This is a genomic window from Formosa sp. Hel1_31_208, from assembly GCF_900104785.1.
Lineage (GTDB): Bacteria > Bacteroidota > Bacteroidia > Flavobacteriales > Flavobacteriaceae > Psychroserpens.
Window position 1 is genome coordinate 1,317,848 of the sequence record NZ_LT629733.1, and the last position, 18,604, is coordinate 1,336,451.

26 protein-coding genes are annotated in these 18,604 nt (G+C 35.3%); 8 read left to right on the forward strand and 18 right to left on the reverse strand.

Translation table 11 applies throughout. The annotated features are described in order from the left end of the window. Nucleotides 1-7: 7 nt before the first annotated feature. The 4 genes from BLT57_RS05850 (at nucleotide 8) to BLT57_RS05865 (ending at nucleotide 2,624) form a co-directional block, all read left to right on the forward strand. The gene (locus BLT57_RS05850) at nucleotides 8-805 is read left to right on the forward strand and encodes a hypothetical protein (protein WP_091423499.1); all 798 of its coding nucleotides are present in this window, start codon (nucleotides 8-10) and stop codon (nucleotides 803-805) included. 88 nt (nucleotides 806-893) lie between these two features. Beyond that, nucleotides 894-2,183, forward strand: coding sequence for a DEAD/DEAH box helicase (locus BLT57_RS05855; RefSeq protein WP_091423502.1), 1,290 nt, complete (start codon nucleotides 894-896; stop codon nucleotides 2,181-2,183). Nucleotide 2,184: 1 nt separating this feature from the next. Next, nucleotides 2,185-2,400, forward strand: a complete 216-nt coding sequence (locus tag BLT57_RS05860; protein ID WP_091423503.1) for a DUF6500 family protein — start codon at nucleotides 2,185-2,187, stop codon at nucleotides 2,398-2,400. Further along, a complete protein-coding gene (locus BLT57_RS05865) occupies nucleotides 2,400-2,624 on the forward strand; it encodes a VF530 family DNA-binding protein (RefSeq protein ID WP_091423507.1) in 225 nt (74 codons plus the stop codon). Before BLT57_RS05860 ends, BLT57_RS05865 begins: the two co-directional genes overlap by 1 nt. 3 nt (nucleotides 2,625-2,627) lie before the next feature. On the opposite strand, the gene BLT57_RS05870 is transcribed toward BLT57_RS05865, so the two are convergent. The 18 genes from BLT57_RS05870 to BLT57_RS05950 form a co-directional block, all read right to left on the reverse strand. Next, entirely contained in the window at nucleotides 2,628-3,044 is a 417-nt protein-coding gene (locus tag BLT57_RS05870; RefSeq protein ID WP_091423509.1) for a hypothetical protein, read from the reverse strand. Between the two features lie 81 nt (nucleotides 3,045-3,125). Beyond that, nucleotides 3,126-3,794: a DNA alkylation repair protein gene (locus BLT57_RS05875; protein WP_091423511.1), complete on the reverse strand. Its 669-nt coding sequence runs from the start codon at nucleotides 3,792-3,794 to the stop codon at nucleotides 3,126-3,128. 6 nt (nucleotides 3,795-3,800) lie between these two features. Further along, nucleotides 3,801-4,718 carry a YitT family protein gene (locus tag BLT57_RS05880; protein WP_091423514.1) on the reverse strand — a complete coding sequence of 306 codons (918 nt, stop codon included), beginning with the start codon at nucleotides 4,716-4,718 and terminating at the stop codon, nucleotides 3,801-3,803. Nucleotides 4,719-4,734: 16 nt separating this feature from the next. After that, nucleotides 4,735-5,613: an esterase family protein gene (locus tag BLT57_RS05885; protein ID WP_197675476.1), complete on the reverse strand. Its 879-nt coding sequence runs from the start codon at nucleotides 5,611-5,613 to the stop codon at nucleotides 4,735-4,737. A 115-nt stretch (nucleotides 5,614-5,728) separates the two neighbouring features. Then, nucleotides 5,729-6,181, reverse strand: coding sequence for a tRNA (cytidine(34)-2'-O)-methyltransferase (locus BLT57_RS05890; RefSeq protein ID WP_091423517.1), 453 nt, complete (start codon nucleotides 6,179-6,181; stop codon nucleotides 5,729-5,731). Further along, nucleotides 6,171-6,395, reverse strand: coding sequence for a hypothetical protein (locus BLT57_RS05895; RefSeq protein WP_091423519.1), 225 nt, complete (start codon nucleotides 6,393-6,395; stop codon nucleotides 6,171-6,173). Before BLT57_RS05895 ends, BLT57_RS05890 begins: the two co-directional genes overlap by 11 nt. A 56-nt stretch (nucleotides 6,396-6,451) precedes the next feature. After that, nucleotides 6,452-6,595 (reverse strand): hypothetical protein, encoded by a 144-nt coding sequence (locus tag BLT57_RS14115; protein WP_172827415.1) that lies wholly within the window; start codon nucleotides 6,593-6,595, stop codon nucleotides 6,452-6,454. Between the two features lie 104 nt (nucleotides 6,596-6,699). Beyond that, nucleotides 6,700-7,461, reverse strand: coding sequence for a tryptophan synthase subunit alpha (trpA, locus tag BLT57_RS05900; protein ID WP_091423522.1), 762 nt, complete (start codon nucleotides 7,459-7,461; stop codon nucleotides 6,700-6,702). Continuing rightward, entirely contained in the window at nucleotides 7,454-8,542 is a 1,089-nt protein-coding gene (locus BLT57_RS05905; protein ID WP_091423525.1) for a family 10 glycosylhydrolase, read from the reverse strand. Before BLT57_RS05905 ends, trpA begins: the two co-directional genes overlap by 8 nt. Continuing rightward, nucleotides 8,539-9,639, reverse strand: a complete 1,101-nt coding sequence (locus BLT57_RS05910; RefSeq protein ID WP_091423528.1) for a carbohydrate-binding family 9-like protein — start codon at nucleotides 9,637-9,639, stop codon at nucleotides 8,539-8,541. The genes BLT57_RS05905 and BLT57_RS05910 overlap by 4 nt, the downstream gene beginning before the upstream one ends. Next, a complete protein-coding gene (gene trpB / locus BLT57_RS05915; protein ID WP_091423531.1) occupies nucleotides 9,640-10,821 on the reverse strand; it encodes a tryptophan synthase subunit beta in 1,182 nt (393 codons plus the stop codon). It lies immediately after the preceding gene. After that, on the reverse strand, nucleotides 10,805-11,443 hold the full coding sequence (locus BLT57_RS05920; RefSeq protein ID WP_091423534.1) for a phosphoribosylanthranilate isomerase: 639 nt from the start codon (nucleotides 11,441-11,443) through the stop codon (nucleotides 10,805-10,807). The genes trpB and BLT57_RS05920 overlap by 17 nt, the downstream gene beginning before the upstream one ends. Next, on the reverse strand, nucleotides 11,440-12,225 hold the full coding sequence (gene trpC / locus BLT57_RS05925) for an indole-3-glycerol phosphate synthase TrpC (protein WP_091423537.1): 786 nt from the start codon (nucleotides 12,223-12,225) through the stop codon (nucleotides 11,440-11,442). The genes BLT57_RS05920 and trpC overlap by 4 nt, the downstream gene beginning before the upstream one ends. Next, the gene (gene trpD, locus BLT57_RS05930; protein ID WP_091423540.1) at nucleotides 12,225-13,217 is read right to left on the reverse strand and encodes an anthranilate phosphoribosyltransferase; all 993 of its coding nucleotides are present in this window, start codon (nucleotides 13,215-13,217) and stop codon (nucleotides 12,225-12,227) included. The genes trpC and trpD overlap by 1 nt, the downstream gene beginning before the upstream one ends. Nucleotide 13,218: 1 nt before the next feature. After that, the gene (locus BLT57_RS05935; protein WP_091423543.1) at nucleotides 13,219-13,782 is read right to left on the reverse strand and encodes an aminodeoxychorismate/anthranilate synthase component II; all 564 of its coding nucleotides are present in this window, start codon (nucleotides 13,780-13,782) and stop codon (nucleotides 13,219-13,221) included. Beyond that, nucleotides 13,779-15,179 carry an anthranilate synthase component I family protein gene (locus tag BLT57_RS05940; protein WP_091423546.1) on the reverse strand — a complete coding sequence of 467 codons (1,401 nt, stop codon included), beginning with the start codon at nucleotides 15,177-15,179 and terminating at the stop codon, nucleotides 13,779-13,781. Before BLT57_RS05940 ends, BLT57_RS05935 begins: the two co-directional genes overlap by 4 nt. A gap of 262 nt (nucleotides 15,180-15,441) precedes the next feature. Beyond that, on the reverse strand, nucleotides 15,442-16,014 hold the full coding sequence (locus BLT57_RS05945) for a YceI family protein (protein WP_091423550.1): 573 nt from the start codon (nucleotides 16,012-16,014) through the stop codon (nucleotides 15,442-15,444). A 29-nt stretch (nucleotides 16,015-16,043) separates the two neighbouring features. Continuing rightward, complete coding sequence (locus BLT57_RS05950) at nucleotides 16,044-16,499, reverse strand: MarR family winged helix-turn-helix transcriptional regulator (RefSeq protein ID WP_091423555.1); 456 nt, start codon at nucleotides 16,497-16,499, stop codon at nucleotides 16,044-16,046. Between the two features lie 102 nt (nucleotides 16,500-16,601). Between BLT57_RS05950 and BLT57_RS05955 the strand changes: the two genes are divergently transcribed. From BLT57_RS05955 to BLT57_RS05970, 4 genes are all read left to right on the forward strand, one after another. Continuing rightward, nucleotides 16,602-17,126, forward strand: coding sequence for a TlpA disulfide reductase family protein (locus BLT57_RS05955; RefSeq protein WP_091423557.1), 525 nt, complete (start codon nucleotides 16,602-16,604; stop codon nucleotides 17,124-17,126). Between the two features lie 6 nt (nucleotides 17,127-17,132). Next, nucleotides 17,133-17,741, forward strand: coding sequence for a thioredoxin family protein (locus BLT57_RS05960; protein WP_091423560.1), 609 nt, complete (start codon nucleotides 17,133-17,135; stop codon nucleotides 17,739-17,741). A 108-nt stretch (nucleotides 17,742-17,849) separates the two neighbouring features. Further along, complete coding sequence (locus BLT57_RS05965) at nucleotides 17,850-18,164, forward strand: rhodanese-like domain-containing protein (protein WP_091423564.1); 315 nt, start codon at nucleotides 17,850-17,852, stop codon at nucleotides 18,162-18,164. A gap of 12 nt (nucleotides 18,165-18,176) precedes the next feature. Next, entirely contained in the window at nucleotides 18,177-18,575 is a 399-nt protein-coding gene (locus tag BLT57_RS05970; protein WP_091423611.1) for a rhodanese-like domain-containing protein, read from the forward strand. Nucleotides 18,576-18,604 lie beyond the last annotated feature (29 nt).

Consider the following 18,604-nt stretch of genomic DNA (forward strand, 5'->3'; position numbering starts at 1 on the left):
CTATAATATGAAGAATCTGTTACAAGTACTTAACGGAGTAGTATTTATAGCTACTATTTTTATGAATTACCTCTCTAATACTGGTCAAATGAATAATACGACTATTGGGGAAATATCTGGTGGTTTACGTACCTTATTCACACCAGCTGGTTATGCGTTTTCCATATGGGGTCTTATCTACCTGTTACTTTTGGGATTTGCGATTTACCAAGGGAGAAGTCTGTTTGTTAAAGTAAGAGATGATAGTTTTGTATTGAAAGTTGGATGGTGGTTTATTATTTCTTGTTTCGCTAATAGTTTTTGGGTAGTTAGTTGGATTTATGGATTTACAGGTTTGTCATGCGTGTTTATATTCCTATTGTTGTTTTCGTTACTTAAAATCGTTTGGAATAACCGCATGGAATTATGGGATGCACCAATGTCAGTAATTGTTTTTCTGTGGTGGCCATTTGTGATTTACAGTGGATGGGTTACTGTAGCAAGTATTGCTAATGTTTCAGCTTATTTGGTAAAAATTGGATGGGACGGTTTTGGGATATCCTCTGTGGTCTGGACTATTATTATGATTGTTATTGCTACCACACTAAATTTGATTATCACATGGAAACGTAATATGCGGGAGTTCGCTCTTGTAGGAGCATGGGCCTTAATCGCAATTGGTGTCGCAAATCAAAATATTGAATTAATAGTTGCCAATACTGCATTTGTAACGGCAGCTATTTTAATAGTAAGTAGCAGTATTCACGGGTTTAAAAACCTTAAAACAAATCCGTTTTGGAAGAAAATAGGCTTTAAAAATAATTAAATCTATACTAACGAATAAATTAACCTTACATTTGCACGAATTAAAGAGATGATCTAAAATAATAGAGTTTATCTCATAATTATTATATATGTCATTTCAATCTTTAGGCTTATCTGATGCCTTGTTAAAAGCGATTAGCAAAAAAGGATATACTACTCCAAGTCCTATACAATTAAAAGCCATTCCTCCAGTTTTAGAGGGACGCGATGTTTTGGCTTCGGCTCAAACGGGAACTGGGAAAACAGCAGGTTTTACCTTGCCATTATTACAATATTTATCTGAAAATCCTAAGGAAAAGTTTAGACCAATTCGCGCCTTGATTTTGACACCAACTCGTGAGCTTGCGGCTCAGGTGTATGAAAGTGTTAAGGATTACAGTGAGTTTCTAAACATTAAAAGTGCAGTAATTTTTGGAGGTGTAAATCAAAAACCTCAAGTGGCTACATTGAGACGCGGTGTTGATGTATTGGTAGCTACACCCGGGCGCTTATTAGATTTACAAAATCAAAATTTACTATCTATAAAACGTGTTGAGGTATTTATACTCGATGAGGCTGACCGTATGCTAGATATGGGTTTTCTAAGGGATATAGAACGCATTATGAATTTAATGCCTGATAAACGTCAAAACTTGATGTTTTCGGCAACGTTTTCAAAAGATATTAGGAAGCTTGCTAATACGATACTGAATAATCCAGTACAAGTTGAAGCGACACCCGAAAATTCAACGGTAGATGCTATATCTCAAAAGGTGTATCGTGTTGCTAAAGGAAAAAAGACCGATTTAATTATTAAGCTCATTTCCGATGGTAATTGGAAACAAGTGTTGGTTTTTAATAGAACAAAACATGGAGCGAACAAGCTCTGTAAAAAGATGGTTTCTGCAGGGATAAGTGCAGCTGCAATTCATGGAAATAAAAGTCAAGGTGCTCGTACAAAAGCCCTGGCCGGATTTAAAAGTGGAAGTGTGCGTGTTCTGGTTGCTACTGATATTGCTGCAAGAGGATTAGATATTCCTTTGTTACCACATGTTGTAAATTTTGAGTTGCCAAATATCTCTGAGGACTATGTACATCGAATTGGCAGGACAGGTCGAGCAGGAGCCGATGGTCAAGCTGTGTCTCTTGTGAGTGCAGATGAGACAACCTTTTTACGTGATATTGAAAAATTAATTGGACAAAAAATAGAAGTGGAGATTGTGGAAGGTTTTGAACCCGATCCAAATGCATCTACCGAACCAATTAGACCAGGGCAAAATAGGCAACCACGTAATTCTAGATCTAGATCTAGAAATTCTAATAATTCTGGAGGTAATAGATCTGGCGGGAATAACGATAAGAGCAGTAATTCAAGACGCCGTAACGACAGGCGACGCTAAAATGACTGCGAGTTTAAAGCATAAAATAGTAGACGTTTGTAATCAAAAAATTACTCAAAAAGGCAATGGTGTTGCTGTTTCGTTTTATGCCTTTTTTAAAAATAGAAATGACACGCCTGAGTTGTTAATGGAAGCCGCGACGTGGTGGATAAAAACACAGCAATTTGATCATTTTGAAAAAGCTGTTAAAATCAAAAAACTAGTTGAACACCTCTAATGGGACTCCAAAAAAATAATCCACTTCATGGTGTTAAGTTAGAGCAAATCGTCACTGATTTACAAGCGCATTATGGTTGGGAGTATATGGGTTACCAAATAAATATTAGGTGTTTTACACATGATCCATCTGTGAAATCGAGTTTGAAGTTTTTAAGGCGCACACCATGGGCAAGAACCAAAGTCGAGCAGATGTATTTGGAAATGCTAAAAAAAAGAGGTTAAATATTAGTGCTCTCTTTCAAAAATTATAGAATTTTCATCATTAAATTCTGTGGGTCTTTCACTCCCGCCAAAACCAATAGCAAACGTCATCTTATCTTCAGTTATAAAATTTAGAATACCTAAAAGTGTCCTTGTGTCTTCAGTTTCAATAAAAGTGATTTCAAAATCAAGCTCTATAGGATTTGTCTCCGTATTTAAACGATACATCATCTTGGCTTTTTCGCCTTCTAACATAAATTCTCTTCCTCCCATTTTTTCGCCATCAGCCTCAAAAAATGCATAGCCGTCTTTTTCAAAAGTCACAAAACCTATATCGCCTTTATCCTCGCCTTTCCACGTTCCAAAGATGGAGATTTCAGAAATTGAGGGGTTGAATGATAAAAGTGGAAGGATGCACAGTAATATTAGGAACTTTTTCATGATTGACAGTTCAAGGATATATAATTAGTTAGAAATTTATAAATCGTGTGTTGCGTCCAGTATTGAAACTGCCTAACTCATTTATTTTGGTATTAAACGCAAAGCTTCTTTATGACTTAGAGGACTTAAATTTGTTTTTGCAACGAATTCGATAACCCAAGATGGATTTGTTCTACTGTATTCGCGCAAAATCCATCCAATAGCTTTATTGATAAAGAACTCTTTTGAGCCCAAAAGCGAATTGATGATATATGCTAACAACACAGTATCTAAGTCATCTTTATATTTTAATTGAAATAAAATAGCACAACGCTGCAACCAGATGTTATCTGATATAAGCCATTTATCGATGTATACTTGTCGTAATTCTGGATGCAATTTGAAGTAGTGCCCCATAAGATTATTAGCAATAAAATCTACAGTATCCCACCATGATTTGTGGGTAACCATATGTTCATAGAGTTCAATGTCTTTTACAGCTATATGCTTGACATATTTGTTAGCGAATTCCTGAGCAGCATATTGACATTCACGCTGGGGTTGTTGCCATAATTGGTATACAATAGCCTCTAGTTCAGACTTAGGGGGCAATGCTTTAGCGCTTAAAAAGGGCTTTTGAATTTCTTTTCTTAGCGTAGATTTAAGACCGAAAAATTCAAACTGATTACGCATGTATGCTTTTTGTTGTTGAGCAATGTCGGGATTAGTATGGTGTTGAAATTGTTCAATAAGCCGTTCGATAATTTTCATTAGTTATTATGTGGTGGCCTGTTCTGCCATTATATGGTCTAGTTTTTTATCTTTTTTCTTACTTAGATAACGACGTAATACACCACCTTTAACGCTGTTTACATCAAATTCTACAATAAAGGCCTCATCATCAATTTTTGAAATGATGCGATAAATCTTCTTGATATCAATACGATTAATGATGGTATGTATGATGTCAAAATTTTCAATTTCTCCGGTACTTCCGAAGCCACGCCCACCTTTATAGACGGTCATACCAGCTCCCAACTCTTTAATAATTGCAATTTTGATGGCATCATATTCTTTTGAAACGATAGTTACACCAATAAAATCTTCAAAGCCCTCTATGATTAAATCGGTAACTTTGGCCGTTACAATATAGGTAAGAATAGAGTACATAGCGATTTCAGTTGAGATTGTAATTGCTACAACGGCGAATAAAATCACGTTAAACACCAGAATAACCTTACCAATACTAATGCCAAAGCGGTCGTTAATAAAGACACCTAAAATTTCCGACCCATCCAATACAGAGCCATTTCTTATGGCAATTCCAATTCCTGCACCTAAAAAAAGTCCTCCAAAAATGGAAATTAAAAACTTGTCATCGGTTATGGTGTCAAAGTTTTCAAAGTGAATAAATAAGGCCAGTCCAATGATACTCACTATAGATTTTAAAATAATACGTTTAGAAACCGTAAAATACCCTAATACGAGAAATGGAATACTGAACGCTACGAGGAGATATGATATATTAAGATCTACAAATCTATTGACTAATAAAGCAATACCAGTTACACCGCCATCCATAAATCCGTTAGGTAAAAGGAAGGCTTTCAAACCGATACTAGCTGAGACGATACCAATGGCGATTTGAAAATATTCTGAAGCTAATTTGATAAACTGTACTCGTTTTGATTGCATTGTTGTTTAGATTAAATTAATCGCGCATGGTATTGCTAATGAATTGTAAGCCGTCAGGAAGTGAATCACGCCAGAAGTTCCAGGTATGCCCTCCATCACGCATTCGGAATTCATGTGAAATACCTTTTTTTGTGAGGTCAATATGTAATTGTGAATTACCAACGGTTAGAAAATCGTCATCTCCGCAATCAAAATAGAGATGTACTGATTTTAAGAGGTCAACATCTTTTGTATTTACAAGGTGCAAGACATCATAATCTTTCATCGTTTCAGTGAGTCTAGCCGTGCCTGTTTTTCCAACAATTGATGGTGATACACGCCCAAAATAACTATCAAAACTATCTGGAGATTCTCTAACAATTTCTTCTTCAGTTGAAATTCCTGCACTAAATGCCGCGCAGGCACCAAATAGATTATGATATTTTAAAGCCCATCGTAAACTACCAGATCCTCCCATCGATAATCCACTAAGTCCTCTATATTTCTTTTCACTTTTAATGCGGTATTTCCCTTCAATAAAAGACATGAATTCTTGCATAAACATATCTTCATAAGGGTAGGTGCCATCATCTTTATTCATGTAGAGGCGGTCATCTCCATCGGGCATAATAATTACCATAGGTATGATTTTTTGGCCTTTTATGAGTTCATCTGCCACATCTTTCACCAAACCAATTTTTAACCAATCCGTTTCGTTACCTGTAAATCCATTAAGAAGGTAAAGCACAGGGTATGTCTGCTTAGAAGTTGTAAATCCGTCTGGTAGATATACTGAATACTTTACGTCGGTATTGAGTAATTCACTTGTCATGGATAAGCTTGACTCGATTTTACTTTGTGCGTTAATAGGCATACAGCAAGTAAGAATGAATACAATTAAAATATATGTTCTCATTTGAATTTATTCAGTTAAAAATAATAACCAGATATTAAAGTTATCCTTTGGTTATTCTCAAAGATATTAAATAAAAGAGGATGTTATTCAGAATTAAATAACGAATAACACGCACTTATTGCAGCTGTCTTAATCCTTCATAAATAACAATACTAACCGCATTAGCAAGGTTTAAACTTCGTATATGCTCACTATACAGTGGGATTTTATATAGATGACTCTTATAGTCTTCTAGTAATAATTTAGGTAAACCAACCGATTCCTTTCCGAAGACAAGAAACAGGTTGTCACTAAATGGGATATCCCAATGCGATTGATGTCCATGACTTGAAAAGAAAGCGAATTCTTGATTTTTGTGCATAGCAAAAAAATCATCTATGGATTCATAGCTATATACATCTAAATGCTGCCAATAATCTAGGCCTGCACGTTTTAATCTGCTATCACTTAGTTCAAAGCCAAACGGCTTCACCAAATGTAATTTAGAACCCGTTGCCAATGCTAGGCGACCTATGTTTCCCGTGTTATTTGGGATTTCGGGTTCGAATAAAACAATATTAAGCGCCATGTTTTCGAAAAGATTTTATCACTATCACGCGTATTAAAAGTATCCAAGGAAATCCGTGGAACAGTACATCAAACCAATCTTGTAGTTCCATGCCGTTTGCTCCACCTGCTATCCATTTCACTTTTCCCCATATATGAGGCTCAGGAAAAAAAGGCGCCAAACCTATGGTCAAGCACAAAAGTAAAATGATTCTGTAATCGTTAAGTAGTTTCATAAAAAAATGCCTATTCAAAAGTAATGAATAGGCACGACATTAAGGTGTTATTTATACTAGCTATGTGTTTTATTTTGTTGTTTTCTGATTGTTTTTTCGTTAACATCAAAATTGTTTGTTTCCGCTTTAGTATATCCAGTTGGATTTGTTGGATTAGTCTGTCTCACTGTAGTTTTGAACTTCTTTCTGTCTTTAATCATTCCCATAGTTTGTAATTGTATTTTTGATTCATTTTAATCTAGCGTAAACACAATACAATAACTCATAAGAACCCGTTAAAACATGGTCAGAAATAGTTAAACTATCATAAAATGGTAGTTACAAATTCCGAAATTTTAGAAGTGCCGTTATTTGATAGGTGTTTTATGAATGCACTCCCAATAATGGCACCTTTTGCATATCGCGTAGCTTGGGTAAAGGTGTCGTTGTCAGAAATTCCAAAACCAACAATTTGCGGATTATGGAGTTGCATATCTGCGATACGTTTAAAATATGAAGTTTGTTCATCTCCAAATCCAGAACTACTTCCCGTAACACTGGCACTGCTCACCATATAAATAAAACCACTTGAAATAGAATCTATAAAATTAATGCGTTCAACTGAGGTTTGAGGGGTAATTAAAAACACATTGATTAAACCATATTTGTCAAAAGTTGCTTTATACTTTTCGTTGTAGACATCTACGGGCAAATCTGGAATGATGAGACCGTCAATTCCAACCTCTTGGCATTTTTTACAGAATGCATCAACACCATACTGTAGCATTGGGTTAAAATACCCCATAATGATTAATGGAATAGAAACGGTTTCTCGAATATCTTTTAATTGATCAAATAGGACTTCAGTGGTCATGCCATTTTTTAAGGCTTGAGTAGAACTCGCTTGTATGGTTGGGCCATCGGCTAAAGGATCACTAAAAGGCAAGCCTATTTCTATCATATCAACACCGTTTTTCTCTAGATTTTGTAATATGGAAACCGTATCATCTATACTAGGATATCCTGCTGTAAAGTAAATGGATAAAAGCTTTTTATCTTCTTTTAGTTTTTGATTAATTCTATTCATTTTGATATTCTTCTTTCAATTTGATAAATATGTCTTTTTGTGCTTTATTCAGGTTGTCTGCTGTAAATATTGAGAAACCTTGAGCGCCTTTTTCTTTTACAAGGCGAATGGCTTTCTCTAAATCTCTTGGGTCTTGCAAGGCAGGACTGTATAATCCTGAAAATATTGGAAAGTCAACATCGTTAACACTTTGTTCTGTAGCGAAACCAATCCAGTTAACATTTTCACGATAAAAATTATTATAAACCATTGGGTAGGCTGCGTCTAAATTCCAATCATTCCATGCTTGCCTTACCATTTGTCTAGACATTTCCGGAAAAGGAAACACGGCTGCGGTCATTTTGTTATTACTATTATGCGCAATTTCGACGAGTTCATTGACTAAAGTTGTAACGGCATTTAAGCGATATTGTCGCCATTCCGTACTTAATTCTGGGTGCTCTATATCTAGTGGGTCTTTGCCAAAAATACTTTTGAAACCTGCTCTAGCTATAGGATGATAACCATAATCATATTCAGGCATCTCTGTAGTTTGTACCAAATTGTATTTTGGTTGTAAATCCTTTCCTAATATCACATCCACATATCGAACGTAATCTAGGTGAATGGAGGCAAGTCCTTTAATAGTGGTCAGTTTTCTGACGTTATTTTTAACATGTTCTCGAGCTTCTGGATGAAATGGGCTTAACCATTGATAGTAATCTACGTATGCTCTATATTCTAGAGAGTTTTTACCCGCTCTATTAACGGCATACCATTCTGGATGCTTGTTAGCGATAGTATCGCCTGGTCTATTAAGCGTCCACATCCAAGCATGGATTTTTATGTTTTTCTTAGTCGCAAGTGGTACCAGTTGTTTTAAAACTTCTGGGCTACCTCCAACTAAGACTTCAGAAATTCCTAATGAATCATAATAGGTCAATTTAGCTTCCCATTTTAATTTATCAAACGTGCTGCCAGCATTAGCCCAAGTAGCAAAAACAAAAGGGGCTTTAGTTGTTGATAATTCTTTCTTGTTTTCTGTTTTTTCTTGACAAGAAAACATGAGAATTACAGCTATAGATATAAATAAATGTTTCATAACGTTTTTAATAGACCTTGTTCATTAATGATGTAGGTGGTTTTTGAAATAGGACTCTTTATTTGGTATTCAAACCCAAAATTAGTTTTGAAAAATGTCGCAACTAATGAGTCACTTTCTGAATATTTTACATTCATTTCTCTTATCGAACCCGTTTCTGTTTTTAATAATTCTTTTAAATCTTGATGTCTGGTTTTTCTGAAAAGCGCATATGCCACTTGCTTTACAAGCATATCAGGATCTTCCTTAAATATCACTTTGTCTGAAGTTTCTTGTTCTGTAAATTGCAGTATACCCCATTTTTCAGGTTCATGCATGTTGATGACTTTCTGATTACTCCAAACCCAGTTGTATTCTTTTAAATAGGTGTCATTTTCTTTTTTGCGCTGGTATTCACCATCAATAATATCAAAATCCCACTCAACTCTTGAAAAATTAAGTTTCCACTGTTCATTTTCTTTGGGAAAGGTTTTTGGTTTGTTTTTTAATCGAACAAAGGGTAGCAACGGGATAGCTATTTCTAGTGACCAAGAGTTATCAATGTCATTGTATTTATTTATCGAGCCGTTGATGAATACGGCAGATTTTAATTGCTTTAGATCCCATTCAAAATTAGCTTTCCCACCAACACGGTAAGGTTTATCTAAATATAAATCCCAAACTGTATTTAAAGCATTAATTTCAATTTCACCATATCCAAAACCAGTTTGAGATGGATCTAAAAAGACTTCAAAGTCATTGTTTAAATAGATGATCGCATCTCTTTCTGTAATATCTCCCCAAATATGAGGTTCCTTCATTAGCGCATAAACATATAAATAATCATTATCCCAAAGCATTTTCACTTTGGTGCTGAATTTTGGAATTTTAACACCTTCAATATCAATGAAATCATGAGTAAATGAAGCATTGTTCCATTCAATTTCATCGGCTTTACCATCTATAGTTAATTCAGTATTCACCTTGGTGACAATGTAGTGTTGCGGATTTACAATATCTTGAGTTACATTAATGGTGTCGATTGGTATGAGCTCTTTTCCTTTTGTTTTACAAGAGGTAATAATGATTAATAATATGTATAACCCGATTTGTTTCATTTACAATTTAAAATAATCAATATAATTCTGTAAATCTTTATCGCCACGACCCGAAAGGTTGATGACGATGATATCTTCTGGTTTAAATGTCTTTTGATTAAAAATAGCTAAAGAGTGACTAGTTTCAATAGCAGGAATTATACCTTCCAACTGACTTAATTCTAATCCAGCTATCATGGCTTCATCATCGGTAATTGACATGAATTCGGCACGACCAGAGGTGTATAAATGTGCATGCATTGGACCAACACCAGGATAGTCTAAACCTGCGGAAATAGAATAGGGCTCGGTTATTTGTCCGTCATCAGTTTGCATTAATAGCGTCTTACTACCATGGATAATGCCTTCACGACCGAGAACGGAAGTAGCAGCACTCTCACCAGAATGGATTCCCTTTCCGGCAGCTTCCACAGCTATTAATTTCACATCTGTATCTTCTAAATAATGATAAAAGGCACCAGCCGCATTGCTACCACCACCAACACAAGCAACGACATAATCAGGTTTGTCTGTTCCTTCATTTTCTTTAAGTTGCCATTGAATTTCTTCGGAAACAATAGCTTGAAAACGAGCTACCATATCTGGATAGGGATGAGGGCCTACAACACTTCCGACAATATAATGCGTATCGACAGGATTGTTTATCCAATCGCGCATGGCTTCATTTGTAGCATCTTTTAAGGTTTTGCTCCCAGAAGTTGCAGGCACAACTCTTGCTCCTAACATTTTCATTCTGGCTACATTTGGTGCTTGACGCGCAATATCAATTTCTCCCATATACACCACACATTCCATGCCCATGAGTGCACACACAGTTGCTGTGGCTACACCATGTTGACCTGCTCCCGTTTCGGCAATTATTCTGGTTTTGCCTAACCGTTGCGCCAATAAAATTTGTCCAACGGTATTGTTGATTTTGTGTGCACCTGTATGATTTAAATCTTCACGTTTTAGGTAGATTTTGGTATTGTATTTTTCACTGAGACGTTTTGCAAAATAGAGTGGAGAAGGTCGACCAACATAATCTTTTAATAATTGATCAAATTCTTCTTTAAATGAAGGCTCATCTGTGATCTTTAAATAATTTTGACGTAACTCTTCAATATTTGGGTAAAGCATCTCTGGGATGTAAGCCCCTCCAAATTCACCGTAGTAACCTTTGTTGTTAATGTTGTAGCTCATGTTTAAATTTTTCTAATTCAATTGTGTTTTTAAGGCCTGCTTCAATCTCAAATTTGCTATTCACATCAATAGCGTAGCAATATTTTGAAGCTTTAGTGTTTTTAAAAGCCCGAAGGCTTTTAATCTCATTTAATCCAATGCCTCCACTTAAAAAGTAGGGTTTAGTTGATGGGTAATCTTGCAATACGTCCCAATTAAAAGCATAGCCATTTCCGCCAGGTAATTTGCCTTTAGTGTCAAATAAATAGTAATCGCACGCCTTCTCAAATGCTTTTAAAACTGAAAAATCAAAATCAGTTTTGATGCTAAATACTTTTATAATTTCGACTGTTCTCGATGTTGAATGACAAAATTCACGAATGGCTTGACAACACTTTGGGGATTCTTGACCATGCAATTGAACTGCCTGTAAATGGTGAGTTTCAATGTTTTCTATAATTGCGTCTACCGAAGCATCGACAAATACACCAACTTTTTTGATAGATTCTGGTACTTCAGGAAGGTTTCTGTCAAAAAACCGACTTGATTTTTCATAGAATATAAAGCCTAAATAATCGGGTAGCAATTGCGCAACCTCGTTTATATTGTCTCTATATTTCATTCCGCAGACTTTCAGTTTCATTTCTGTAAGTTTTTAATAAATTGAGCAGCACTCTCACCTGCGTTAGTTGTTTTCATGAAATTCTCACCAATTAAAAAGCCTTTATAACCAAAGGGTTGTAAAGTCTTAATGGCTTCAATAGTACTAATGCCGCTTTCTGAAACTTTAACGAAGTCATTAGGGATCAATGCACTTAATTGTTTACTAGTTTCTAATCTGACTTCAAAAGTTTTTAAGTTTCTATTATTTACCCCAAGCATATCCAGACTAGGCATCACAGACTTATTAAGTTCCTCTTCATTGTGAACTTCAAGCAGCACATCCAAATCTAGGTGTTTGGCAAATTCAGAAAACTGCTTAATCTCGGCTCTTGTGAGAATAGCTGCGATTAATAAAATGACATCAGCACCATGTGCTTTGGCTTCTAGGATTTGATACTCATCAATGATGAATTCTTTACGCAATAATGGCAAATTGCAACTTGCACGAGCGGTTAGAAGATCATCTAAACTTCCACCAAAATACTTTCCATCGGTTAGTACCGATATTCCACATACACCAGCATTTTCATAACCTTTAGCAACATCAAAGACGTTTAAATCATGATTAATGACTTGTTTTGAAGGCGAACGGCGTTTATGTTCTGCTATTATTCCAGTGTCACTTGAGCGCAGTTTTTTTGCAAGTGAAATGGTTTCTCGTTTAAATAAAACAGACTGTTCAAGTTGACTCACAGGAATAAGTTGTTTGCGAAGCTTAACTTCAACACGTTTATCGTTTACTATTTTAGTGAGTATATCCATTAGTTACTTAATTCTATTAAGGCCTCCAAGCTTGCTTTTGCTCTTCCGCTTTCAAGACTTTCTTTAGCTAGTTGAAAACCCTCTTGATGTGATATTTTTTGAACTGTTGCTATGGCTAAGCCTGCATTTGCGCAAACTACATTATTTTGTGCTGGAGTACCTTTTCCATTGATAATCTTTTTAAAGATTTCTGCGGCTTCTAAAACGGTAGTACCACCAAAAATTTCAGATTGTTCTATTTTTTCAACACCTAAGTCTGATGGGTCTAACATGGTTTCGGTGGCGTTGGAAATGATCTTTGTTTTACCAGTTAAAGAGATTTCGTCATAACCATCTAAAGCATGAATAACACTATAGTTTTTGTCGGTATTTTGGTAGAGATAACCATAAATACGTTGGAGCTCTAAGTTAAACACGCCTACCATTTGATTCTTAGGAAAAGCTGGATTTACCATTGGTCCGAGCATATTAAAAAATGTTTTCACACCTAATTCTCTGCGAATTGGAGCTACATTTTTCATGGCTGGGTGAAATAATGGTGCGTGCATCACACAGATTCCTGCTTTGTCAATACTGTGTTTTAACTGATCAACATTATTAGTGAACTTGACACCCAGAGCTTCCATGACATTTGAAGACCCTGATGCTGAAGACACACCATAATTACCATGTTTAGCTACTTTAACTCCTGCGCCTGCTGTAACAAAAGAGGATAAGGTGGAAATGTTAAAGGTGTCTTTTCCATCACCTCCAGTGCCACAAAGATCGATAGCATTAAAATCAGAGAGATCAACAGGAATGCATAATTCAAGTAAGGCATCACGAAAGCCTTGTAATTCTTCTAGCGTTATACTGCGCATCATATAGATGGTTAAAAAAGACGCAATTTGACTTTGGTTGTATAGTCCTTCGGAAATATTTACCAATACATTTTTTGCTTCTTCACTAGAGATGCTTTCGTGGTTTATTAGTCGGTTTAGGATATGTTTCATATTAGCTATTGATCCAGTTTTCTAAAATTTGTTTTCCGTTTGGAGTTAATACAGATTCAGGATGGTATTGCACACCTTTGACATCATAGATTTTATGACGAAGCGACATAATTTGACCGTTGTCATCAAAAGAGGTAGCTTCTAATTGTTCTGGTAATTTAGAATGTACAACCCATGAATGGTAGCGTCCCACTTCAATAGTTTTATCCATATGATCAAATAGAGACTCGTCATCAACGGTAATCGTGACTTTAGTTGCGACGCCATGATAAACCTCTTCTAAATTTAAAAGTGACCCTCCAAAAACCTCACCAATAGCTTGTTGACCGAGACATACGCCTAAAATACTTTTGGTTGGCGCATAGGTGCCAATAATAGCTTTTAGTAAACCAGCTTCATCTGGAATTCCGGGTCCAGGTGAAAGGACTATTTTATGAAATTGATCCACTTCTTCAAGTGTCAATTTGTCGTTGCGCTTAACCGTTACTTCACAATTTAAATCTTCTAAATAATGGACTAAATTATAGGTGAAACTGTCGTAGTTATCAATAACTAATACTTTCATATCTCTTCTGCTAGTTCTATGGCTTTTGTTAAAGCACCTAATTTGTTATATACTTCTTGTAATTCATGTTCAGGAGTTGATTTAGAGACTAAACCTGCACCTGCTTGCCAATGGAGTTGGTGATTTTGACTTAAAAACGTCCTAATCATAATAGCGTGATTATAATTGCCTTCAAAATCCATAAAGCCAATGGCACCTCCATAAAATGCTCGGCTTGTTTTTTCATATTGCTCAATAAGCTGCATTGCTCTGTGTTTTGGAGCACCACTTAATGTTCCAGCTGGAAATGTATCTGCAACAACTTGCATGGTTGGTGTTTTATCATGTATTTTTCCAGTGACTTTGCTCACTAAGTGAATCACATGAGAAAAGAATTGAGCTTCTCTATAGGTGTCTACCGAGACTTCACTTCCATGTCTGCTCAAGTCGTTTCTGGCGAGGTCAACTAGCATAACGTGTTCTGCGTTTTCCTTATCGTCTTCGGCGAGTTGTTTCGCTAGTTGTTGATCTTCTTCGTCATTACCTGTTCTTTTAAAGGTGCCTGCTATAGGATGAATTTCAGCTTGGGTGTCTTTCACAACGAGTTGTGCTTCTGGGGAACTTCCGAAGATTTTAAAATTTCCGTAGTCAAAATAGAAGAGGTAAGGTGACGGATTAATACTTCTTAAAGCTCTATAGACATTAAATTCATCGCCTTTAAAAGCCTGAGAGAATTTTTTTGAGAGTACCAATTGAAATACATCACCCCGTGCACAGTGTTTTTTGGCGAGTTCAACTTGACTTTTATACTCATCATCTGTAAGATTTGATGTGATGTTAGAATCTGGTTTAAAGTTATAAGAGGCAAAATTCTTAGAACTTATTAATTGAAGAATTTCATCAATATTATTTTCAGTTTTAAAGCAATGCGCGAAAATATAGGCTTCGTTTTTAAAATGATTAATGGCAATGATGTTTTGATACACCGCATAATAGATATCTGGAATGTCTAATGAATCTGGTTTTTTAGAGATCTCGATATCTTCAAAATATTTGACTGCATCGTACGCGGTATAACCAAAAATGCCATTATTAATAAATTTGAAATCTTCGTCAGAATTTACCTTAAAGCGTTTTGTGAACTTGTGTATTTCCGCAGTAACCGATACATTTAAAGCATTGTTAGTTTTCGAACTGCCATCGGGATAGCTTTGATAAATCACATCTTTGTCCACCTCTATAGACGCTATAGGATTAAAGCAGATATAGGAAAAACTGTTATCATTGGCGTGATAGTCACTACTTTCCAACAAAATACTATTAGGAAATTTATCCCTAATCTTTAAATAGATGCTCACCGGAGTTATGGTGTCTGCTAATATTTTCTTGTAATGTGTATATAAACTGAATGTTTTCATTTTTTGTTATTAAAAAAGGCTTGTCGTGAATGACAAGCCTTTTTGATATGTTTACTTTAAATATACCTATAGGATTAGTTCACGACGTTTGAGTTTCGAGAAGACCACCACCAAGTATGATTTAAATTTGTGTTCATTTGAATTATAAAGTTCAAATATAAACATGAAAATTTAGTTTTCAAACTATATCTTAAAAAAAGAAAGAGATTCCCATAATCATGGGAATCTCTAATCACTTAATGTTGCTATTAATCAAAATTTCTTAAAACTTCAACATGACATTTAGATCAAATTCGTCGTAAATAGCTTTGTCTTTTAAACCGTCAAAGAAGCTAGCCGAACCATAACGGATTCCGTATTTAGTTCTATCGATTTTAACTGTGGCAGTTGCAGTATTATCCTTTACCATCATATCGAAAGTTGTTGGATGTGTTTCACCTTTAACTGTTAAGTCTCCGGTTACTTTAAAGTTTCCGTCTTTACCTTCTACCTTAGTAATGGTTAACATAGCATTAGGGTACTTTGCAATGCCGAAGAAATCATCTGATTTTAAATGACCTTCTAATTTTTCTTTACCGCTTCCAGCTTCTAAATCGGTAACATTAATACTTGTCATATCAATTGAAAAGTTTCCACCTGTTAATTGATCGTCTTCAAATACTAGAGAACCGTCTTTTAAAGAAATAGTTCCTTCGTGTGAGCCAGTGACTTTATAACCTTTCCAAGAGATCGTAGATTCTTGAACTTTCACTTCTCTTTTTAAAAGGCTTGTAAAAGATACAAATGATAATGCTAGTACTAAAATAGCTGCTGTTTTTAAAATGTTTGTTTTCATTGTTTTGTAATTTAAATTCTGTTTTTGGTTTATAATTGTAGTTTAGATAATAAGGCGTTGAGTTGCTCTAATTCATCTGCGTTTAGGTTTTTGGTAATCTTTTCTTCCGTTGAATTTACCAGTTGGTCCAAATCTTTCAGTTTGTCTAATCCAGTTTTGGTGATGTAAAGCTCTATTTTACGACGGTTGTTTTTACACTCTGTTCGTTTCACACAATCTTTTAAAATGAGTTTATCTATCAATCTAGTCGTGTTACTCATTTTATTGATCATACGCTCCTGAATATCTTGAAGATTTAAGGGGTTTCCCTTCTGACCTCTTAAGATGCGCAGTACATTAAATTGTTCTAGAGAAAGGTCATGAGGCTTTAAGACTTCTAAAAGCTGATTTTTTACCACAGTATTGGATAGAAACACGTTAATCACCGTTTGTCTTGACAAGGGTAACTGTGATGCTGTTTTTAATATGGTATTCAACTCTTTCATGTACAACAATTGTATATACAAATGTAGTAGTTAAGTTGATGTATTTTTTTAATATTTTGTTAAATTTTCCGAAAGGCGGTATTTCATGTTTAAATTTAGGTCATGAATCAGATGACAATCCTTGTTTTTATGGTGCTTTTTACCTTCGGAAAAACGTCCGAGGAGCGCAATATTCATGACATCAACCAAGCATATATCGTTTCAGATGCCTTAAAGGTTTTTAATTTTGATGAGCTAGAAGCGTATTTAAGTAAAAAAGATCAGAATAAAACTTATGTGATCAATTTTTGGGCAACATGGTGTGCGCCCTGTGTTAAAGAACTGCCTTATTTTGAACAACTAAATACAGCTTACGCAAATCAAAGCGTTGAAGTTATTTTAGTGAGTCTCGACTTTCCAAAACAAATTGATACCAAGCTAAAACCTTTTTTGAAAAAGCATAAATTAGAAAGTGAGGTTGTCGTGTTAGATGATATTGACTCAAATACATGGATACCCAAGGTAAATGAAAATTGGTCGGGTGCTATACCAGCAACTATCATATACAATAAAACTAAAAAGACGTTTTATGAGCGTTCTTTTACCTATCAAGAATTAGAAACTGAATTAAAACAATTTATAAAATAGACTATTATGAAGAATACGTTAAAAACAGTATTAGCTCTTGTTGTCCTCGTTACAATGTCTGCATTTACAACTGTAGGAACTGGCTATGATATTGGAGACATCGCGACAGATTTTGAACTAAAGAACATCGATGGGAACATGGTATCCATGGAAGATTTTAATGAGGCTAAAGGTTTCATTATAGTGTTTACATGTAACACCTGTCCGTATGCAGTTGCCTATGAAGATCGGGTAGAAGCATTGAATAAGAAATACGCCGATCAAGGATACCCAGTTATTGCGATCATGCCAAATAATACTGACGTTAAGCCGGGAGATAGTATGGAAAACATGAAAGCTAGAGCAAAAGCTAAAGGATTTACATTTCCGTATTTGATGGATGAAGGACAACGTATTTATCCGCAATATGGAGCTACTAAAACACCTCATGTATATGTTTTAGAGCGCACTAAAAAGGGCCCTCAGGTAAAGTATATTGGAGCGATTGATGACAACTATAAGGATGCTAGCGCAGTGACGAAACGCTATGTTGAAGATGCTGTAGATGCTCTATTAGCAGGTAAAGAAGTGCCAGAACAAAAGACCCGAGCAATTGGTTGTTCTATTAAAGTATAACATCAATTTTTAATATTTTTTGAATCCGAAGTGTAACACTTCGGATTTTTTTTCGTCTTTTTCATAAGGAAAAGTTAATTTTGCACGATTATTGATGAAAAGATAACTATGGCTGATTTAACACAACAAGATTGGATATCACAATTAACTGCTGACAAAAATGCAGTAATTTTAGATGTCAGAACACCAGAAGAAGTCGCACTTGGTATTATTCCTAATGCACTTCATATTGATATTTATAAAGGTCAAGGATTTATTGATGAGGTTAAGCAACTCGATACGTCCAAGAACTATTATGTGTATTGTAAGGTTGGTGGTCGTAGCGGACAAGCTTGTAGTGTCATGAATCAGTTAGGATTTAAAAACACCTATAACCTTATTGGAGGATTTACCGCATGGCGAGGTGAAGTCGCTTCAATATAAAAGTCAATCAAAATGAAAAATAAAGTATTAATTTATTGTTTTGCGATATTCGCTCTAGCGTATAGTTGCAAAGAAAAAACAGAAAGTGAAATTAAAATTGTATCTCCTGAGGAAATGCAAACACTTTTAGAATTAGAAGACGTTCAACTTGTAGATGTGAGAACACCTGAAGAATATAAAACAGGCTATATTGAGTATTCACAGAATATCGATTTTTTATCTCCTACCTTCGATGATGATATTTCTCAATTGGATAAAAGAAAACCAGTCATTGTCTATTGCAAGTCTGGAATGCGCAGTGCAAAATGCTCTAAAAAGTTACAAGCCGCTGGCTTTGTAAAGATATACGACCTCGATGGTGGTATTACCCAATGGAAGTATGAGGGTAATGAAATAAAGACCATAGACTAACACAAAAAACCGAACAATCTGTTCGGTTT